General features: G+C 54.3%; 6 protein-coding genes. 2 read left to right on the top strand and 4 right to left on the bottom strand.

Annotation, left to right across the window (positions count from 1 at the left end):
- Both B5F38_RS13880 and B5F38_RS13870 read left to right on the top strand, forming a co-directional pair.
- Window positions 1–788, top strand: a 788-nt coding sequence (locus tag B5F38_RS13880) for a winged helix DNA-binding domain-containing protein (RefSeq protein ID WP_158096887.1), incomplete at its 5' end; no start/stop codon positions are given.
- A 503-nt stretch (window positions 789–1,291) separates the two neighbouring features.
- The gene (locus tag B5F38_RS13870; RefSeq protein WP_087409710.1) at window positions 1,292–1,504 is read left to right on the top strand and encodes a hypothetical protein; all 213 of its coding nucleotides are present in this window, start codon (window positions 1,292–1,294) and stop codon (window positions 1,502–1,504) included.
- Here B5F38_RS13870 and B5F38_RS13865 read toward each other — a convergent pair.
- From B5F38_RS13865 to B5F38_RS13850, 4 genes are all read right to left on the bottom strand, one after another.
- Window positions 1,479–1,688 (bottom strand): hypothetical protein, encoded by a 210-nt coding sequence (locus tag B5F38_RS13865; protein ID WP_087409709.1) that lies wholly within the window; start codon window positions 1,686–1,688, stop codon window positions 1,479–1,481. The two genes, B5F38_RS13870 and B5F38_RS13865, sit on opposite strands and share 26 nt — an antisense overlap.
- 61 nt (window positions 1,689–1,749) lie before the next feature.
- Window positions 1,750–2,883: a carboxynorspermidine decarboxylase gene (gene nspC / locus B5F38_RS13860; protein WP_087409713.1), complete on the bottom strand. Its 1,134-nt coding sequence runs from the start codon at window positions 2,881–2,883 to the stop codon at window positions 1,750–1,752.
- A gap of 42 nt (window positions 2,884–2,925) precedes the next feature.
- Window positions 2,926–5,280, bottom strand: a complete 2,355-nt coding sequence (locus B5F38_RS13855; protein WP_087409708.1) for a UvrD-helicase domain-containing protein — start codon at window positions 5,278–5,280, stop codon at window positions 2,926–2,928.
- A 244-nt stretch (window positions 5,281–5,524) separates the two neighbouring features.
- Window positions 5,525–6,328: IS982 family transposase (locus B5F38_RS13850; protein WP_087409707.1), on the bottom strand; the 804-nt coding region annotated here is incomplete at its 5' end.

Here is a 6,328-nt window from a genome sequence, read left to right as displayed (position 1 = left end):
ATTTGGGCTGGATGTTGCCTTTGTGTGCCGAGAGGAACAAGGTGTCGATTCGGGGTTACTTGGCTTATCACGGAAGGCGGATTGAAGAGCGAGAGTATGAACGTGCCAACAGGCTTATTTGCGATGCGCTGTCTGGGGAGAAATCGGTGCGGAAGGAGATTCTTTTGGCTCGGTTGGCCGAGTGCGGTCTTGAAGATGATGCTCACACGATGTCGATTTATCTGCGCAGAGCCGAGGCGGATGGCATTATTTGCAGCGGAGAGCTGGATCGTCGGCAGAACACGTATGCCTTGGTCGAGGAGCGGATACCCCGATTGCGTGAGCTGCGGCGTGACGAAGCGATTGCCGAGTTGGCCCGCAGGTATTTCCGAAGTCATTCGCCTGCTACACTCGAGGACTTTGTATGGTGGTCCAATCTGGGCGTGGGCGAGTGTCGGGCAGCCATCGAGTCGGTTTGCAGCGAGTTGATTTCCGAGTCGTATGCCGGGGAGACTTATTTTATACATCGCGATTGCCGGGTGAGGGGATACCGTCGGCAGACGATTCTGTTGCCGTCGTATGATGAATATCTGATTGGTTACAAAAGTCGGCACCATGCTTTTGAAGAGGAGTTCCGCCATCGGATACATAGTAGTAACGGCTTGTTCTATCCGGTGATTCTTCACGATGGGCAGGTGGTGGGTAACTGGCACCCCACGAGGGAGCCCTCTTTTTTCAGGAACGAGATGCAGCCCGATGTGGCCGATGCCTTTCTACGCTATCGGCAATTCTGGGATAGCGATAGATAAGGCTGTATTTAATAAGTCAAAGATAGTGCAAGGAGAGGGCAAAACAAACAAGTTTACTTGTGTTTTTTGCTGAGCCGCAGCCTATCTTCTTGAAAGATACAAATTTGAAAGCGAATTACAACGCCGCGAAAATTTGTGTGATGGGCTTGCGAATGCCGAAAATTTTCACTATTTTCGAAGAAAAGGAGGGAATATGTCTATATTGATTGCCTTTGGATTTGTGCTTTTGTTCGTGATAATTATGGTCCTTGGAGCACTCACGGCGGTTAGCGTTGTATTCTGGTACATATATTGGATTGTGGGGGCAGCTTTCGTGATAACGGCGATAGTTGCTCTTTGTACCCGTTTCATTCGTTTTATCAAAAGGAAATATCGTCACTCGTAAGTCGATTATCGGAATAGCCTTCTTGTCGGAGCCTTGGGGAATCCTCCCCTCGAGGCTCTTTTTGTGTCTTTTATTGGGTCGCCTAGAGTGCCCATATTCGTGAAAAATATGAACGAATATGAGCAACTACGGAACATCTGCCTCTATCGTCTTGGAGGTAAATGGCAAGAATGCAGAGGAGCGGTTGAAGGCTCTCCGGCAACGGGCCGAGGACCTCGATAATGCCCTGGCCCGGGCCCGCAACAGTGGCGACAAAATAGAGATGAACAAGCTCCAGAAGGAGTTGAAGAAGGCAAACACCGAAATTAGAGGATGCCGCCGCCGAAGATGAGCCGCAGCAGGCCTACGATGATGGAGACGATGCAGAGGGTCTTGCCGGTGTCGGACTTGAGGATGGCACAGATAATGAGGAAGATGATGGACACGGGTATGGTGATCCAGTTGAGTATCCCCAGCAGGGGGATGAAGGCGACCAGGGTGATGAGCAGGGCTATGATGCCTAAGAATGTTCCCATTGTAAAAGTTGGTTTTTAAGGTGTAACAAATCGAGGGGCGCAAGGGTTGACCCGTGTGGGGTCAATCCATGCGGCTCTTGTAGTCGTTGTAGTCGTATTCGCGCCACATCTCTACGGTACCGTCGCTCCTGAGGCAGGCGATAGAGGGGTGGGGTATGCCGTTGAACATGGTGGTTTTGACGGTGGTGTAGTGTATCATGTCTTCGAAGATGATGCGCTCGCCCACAGTGAGCTCGTGGTCGAAGTACCAGTCGCCCATGTAGTCGCCGCTCAGGCACGAGTTGCCGCCCATGCGGTAGGCGTGCAGGCCGGGGGCCGGAGTGGTGACGGCGCCGCGGATGGCGGGTTGGTAGGGCATCTCGAGACAGTCGGGCATGTGGCAGGCAAAGGATACGTCGAGTATGGCGGTGCGTATGCCGTGGTTCTCGACGATGTCGACCACGGTCGATACCAGCGGGCCCGTCTGCCAGCCGAATGCGCTGCCGGGCTCGAGTATGATCTCGAGGTTGGGGTGGCGTTGCTTGAAGTCGCGCAGGAGTCGTACCAGGTGGTCGGTGTCGTAGCCCTGGCGGGTCATCAGGTGACCGCCGCCCATGTTGAGCCATTTGACTTGCGGCAGCAGGTGGCCGAATCGCTCTTCGACCCGCACGAGGGTCTTCTCGAGGTCGTAGGAGGTCGACTCGCACAGCGTGTGGAAGTGCAGCCCCTCGACGCCTTGCGGCAGGTGCGCCAGCTTGTCGGCCGTGATGCCCAGCCGCGAACCGGGGGCACAGGGGTTGTAGAGGTCGGTCTCGACCTCGGAGTATTCGGGGTTGATGCGCAGTCCGCACGACACGCGGTTGCCGTCGGCCACGACCTGGGGGTAGAAGTGCTCGAATTGGCTCAGCGAGTTGAAGGTGATGTGGCTGCTGTACCGCAGGATGGCGGGGAAATCGCGCTCGGTGTAGGCTGGCGAATAGGTGTGGGCGGGGCTGCCCATCTCTTCGAAGGCGAGCCGGGCCTCGTGTATGGAGCTGGCGGTGGAGCAGGGGATGTATTCCCGGATGATGGGGAACGACTTCCACAGGGCGTAGGCCTTGAATGCCAGTATGATGTTGACCCCGGCGGCCTCCTTGACCGAGCGGATGAGTTGCAGGTTGCGGCGCAGGCGTGCCTCCTCGAGTACGTAGCAGGGCGATGGTATTTGCGATAGCATGTCGTTGTGCATGGCGGGTATCGGTTTGAGTGGTTTATGGTTTTATAAAATGGTGAATTTGGCAAATTTGAGCAGCAGTTGTTTGCGGCCTACGTTGTCAAACTCGACGGTAATCTTGCTGTTGTCGCCCGTGCCTTCGATGGCCGACACGGTGCCGTTGCCGAACCGGGCGTGGCAGATGCGGCTGCCTACAGCAACGGTGCCGGCTGCCGTCGTGGTAGAGGCTTGCGATGCCGACGGGGTTGTTCCCGAGGGTCGTGACTCGATGCGGGTGAGCCGCTTGGCCGGGGCCGGAGCCGTGAAGGGGCGGGGTGCCGGGGTGCGGTTGTCGTCGCTCTCGTCGCGACGGAAGGGCTTGCGGCCCCATTCGCCACCGAACGAGCTGCGCCACGGGACTTTCTCCTCGCGAGGCTCTTCGAGCCGCTCCTGGGCAGGCAGGTCGACATATCGGGGGTCGAGCTCCTTGATGAACCGGCTGGGGGGCGACGATACCGTCTGGCCGTTGCGGTAGCGGGTGAGGGCGTAGGTGAGGGTGCAGTTCTCTTCGGCCCGGGTAATGGCCACGTAGAGCAACCGGCGCTCCTCCTCGATTTCGCGCTCGCTACCCTGACACATGGACGAGGGGAAGAGGTTTTCTTCGACCCCTACGATGAATACCTGCTTGAACTCCAGTCCCTTCGAGGCGTGTACGGTCATCAGCGTCACCTTGTCCTGCTCGGCTTCGTCGCCGTTGTCCTGGTCGGAAGCCAGCGATATTTCGGCCAGGAAGTCCGAGAGGGTGGTCTCCGTTTCGCCCGCCTCCTGCCGCAGGGTGCAGAATTCCATGACACCGTTCAGCAGCTCTTCGATATTCTCCTGCCGGCTGATGTTTTCGGGGGTACGTTCGGCGGTGATGTCGCGCAGAATGCCCGATTGCTGGACGATGGTCTCGGCCAGCTCGGCCGTGTTCTGGCGGGTGGCCGCCTGGCGGAAGCTCTCGATGAGATCTTTGAAGCCCTTCAGTTTGTTCAGCGTTCCGTTGTTGACCTCGAGGTGGTGGTTCAGCGGGTCGGAAATCACGCTCCACAGGCTGTCGCCGCTCTCATGTGCCCGGTCTATGAGCTTGGCAAGCGTGGTGTTGCCGATGCCTCGGGCGGGGTAGTTGATGACCCGCTTGAGGGCCTCCTCGTCGTCGGGGTTGATGGTGAGGCGGAAGTAGGCGATGGCATCCTTGATCTCCTTGCGCTGGTAGAACGAGGTGCCCCCGTAGATGCGGTAGGGGATGTTGCGCTTGCGCAGCGCCTCTTCCAGCGTACGCGACTGGGCATTGGTGCGGTAGAGTATGGCAAAGTCGTTGTAGTGGCAGTGGGTGGTGAGGCGCAGCTCGGCGATGCGGTTCGAGACGATGAACCCCTCCTCGAAATCGGAGTAGGCACTGATTACCTTCACCTTGTTGCCCACCTCCTTTTGCGAGAATACCTGCTTGGGTATCTGCTCCTTGTTCTTGGCAATGAGGCTGTTGGCCGTGTTCACGATGTTCTGGGTAGAGCGGTAGTTGCGTTCGAGCTTGAATATCTTCAGGCCCGGGTACTCCTTGCTCAGCCCCAGAATGTTGTGGATGTTAGCTCCCCGGAAGGAGTAGATGCTCTGGGCATCGTCGCCCACCACGCAGATGCGGTTGTGCCCTTTGCTCAACTGACTCACGATGAGGTGCTGGGCAAAGTTGGTATCCTGGTACTCGTCGACCAGAATGTAGGCGAAGAGGTCGCGGTAGTGCTGCAGCACGTCGGGATGGTCGCGGAACAGGATATTGGTGTTGAGCAGCAGGTCGTCGAAGTCCATCGCCCCCGATACAAAGCAGCGGTGGCGGTAGATGCGGTAAATCTCGCAGATGAGCGGCCGCTTCGAGCGGGTGTCCATCTCGATGAGTTCGCGGTTCTTGGCATAGACTTGCGGCTCGATAAGGGCATTTTTGGCATTCGAGATAATCGATTGCACGGTCGACGGTTTATAGACCTTGTCGTCGAGCTGCATCTCGCGGATAATGCTCTTGATGAGCGAGAGCGAGTCGGCGGCATCGTATACGGTGAAATCGTGGCGATAGCCCAGCCGGTCGGCATTGGCCCGCAGGATGCGCGAGAAGATCGAGTGGAACGTGCCGGCCCACAACCGCGAGGCCGTGGCCATACCCACCACCGAAGCGATGCGCTCTTTCATCTCGTTGGCCGCCTTGTTGGTAAAGGTGAGCGCCAGCAGACGATAGGGGGGATACCCCATCTGCAGGAGGTGAGCTATTTTGTAGGTAAGCACCCGAGTCTTTCCTGACCCGGCACCGGCAATCACCAGTTCGGGCCCCTCGGTATAGAGTACGGCTTCGCGTTGCTGCTCGTTGAGTTCGTTCAAAAAATCTTCTTCCACTTGTCCCTTGTTATAAATGCAAATGCAAAGATACAAATTTGGGAGCGAATCGCAATCATTACGGAGCGGTCGTCGCAGTCTCTTTGTCAAGTTATAAAGATGTGCATGGCGGTGGATAGAAATATACTTTTCAAATGAAGATTGTGCCTGGTAGAAGTCATACCGCACTCCGATGCGGTATCCAGTTTTTTACAAGCTGAACTATCGTTCCAAAATATTATTCTGCTTTCACCCGTTGGCGGAATTAAATTAGCGCATATTTAACTCTACCAATGGGTCTCTCATTTTTATAGTTAATATATTGCAGGATTGTAAGTGCGCTAATCTTCCCGACAATCCGGGCAAACAATCCGTCTGTATCTTTCGCATAATTCCTTATAATCATAAACTGGTCACACAATTGCGAGAATAGAGTCTCGATTCTTTTTCTCGCTTTGGCAAAAGCTGGAAATGTAGGTTTCCATTCTTTCTGGTTAGTTCTGTATGGTACTTCCAGTCTGATATTGGCAGTTTCAAACAGATCCAATTGTACCTGAGCACTTATATATCCTCTGTCCCCTATGACAGTACAATTACTATAGTCCACTTTTACATCCTTCAGGTAATGAATGTCATGTACACTTGCCTTTGTGAGGTCAAAGGAATGGATGACTCCACTTAATCCACAGACTGCATGGAGTTTATATCCGTAATAATACACTCTTTGTGATGCACAGTATCCGATTGACGGTGCTTTCTCAAAATTCTTCTTTCCCATACAACAACGCCTGAAACGGGAAAAACGACATACTTCTATCGGTTTAGAGTCAATGCAGAAACAATCTTCTCCTCCATCAATTTCCGCTGCCATTCTTTCCCGGATTGTATTGCATAGGGAGGAAGTGATTTTACGTCTGTCATTGTATTGTCTGCGTGATATAAGATTGGGAATTTCAATCTTATATTCCTGTAGCTTTGCAAACAACAATGGCTTACTGTCAATACCAACAGTTTCTGATGTCATATTCAATGCCATTATTTCAAGGTCTGAGAATCCAGGGACTACTCC

Source organism: Barnesiella sp. An22 (assembly GCF_002159975.1).
Classification (GTDB): domain Bacteria; phylum Bacteroidota; class Bacteroidia; order Bacteroidales; family Barnesiellaceae; genus Barnesiella; species Barnesiella merdigallinarum.
Note: the sequence above shows the minus strand (reverse complement) of the source record. Positions and strands in the feature narration are given on the sequence as shown.

What these genes read in the sequence shown, in the direction of transcription:
- B5F38_RS13870 (WP_087409710.1), top strand. Translation starts at nt 1,292, where the DNA reads ATGAGCAACTACGGAACATCTGCCTCTATCGTCTTGGAGGTAAATGGC.
- nspC (WP_087409713.1), bottom strand. Translation starts at nt 2,883, where the DNA reads ATGCTATCGCAAATACCATCGCCCTGCTACGTACTCGAGGAGGCACGC.
- B5F38_RS13865 (WP_087409709.1), bottom strand. Translation starts at nt 1,688, where the DNA reads ATGGGAACATTCTTAGGCATCATAGCCCTGCTCATCACCCTGGTCGCC.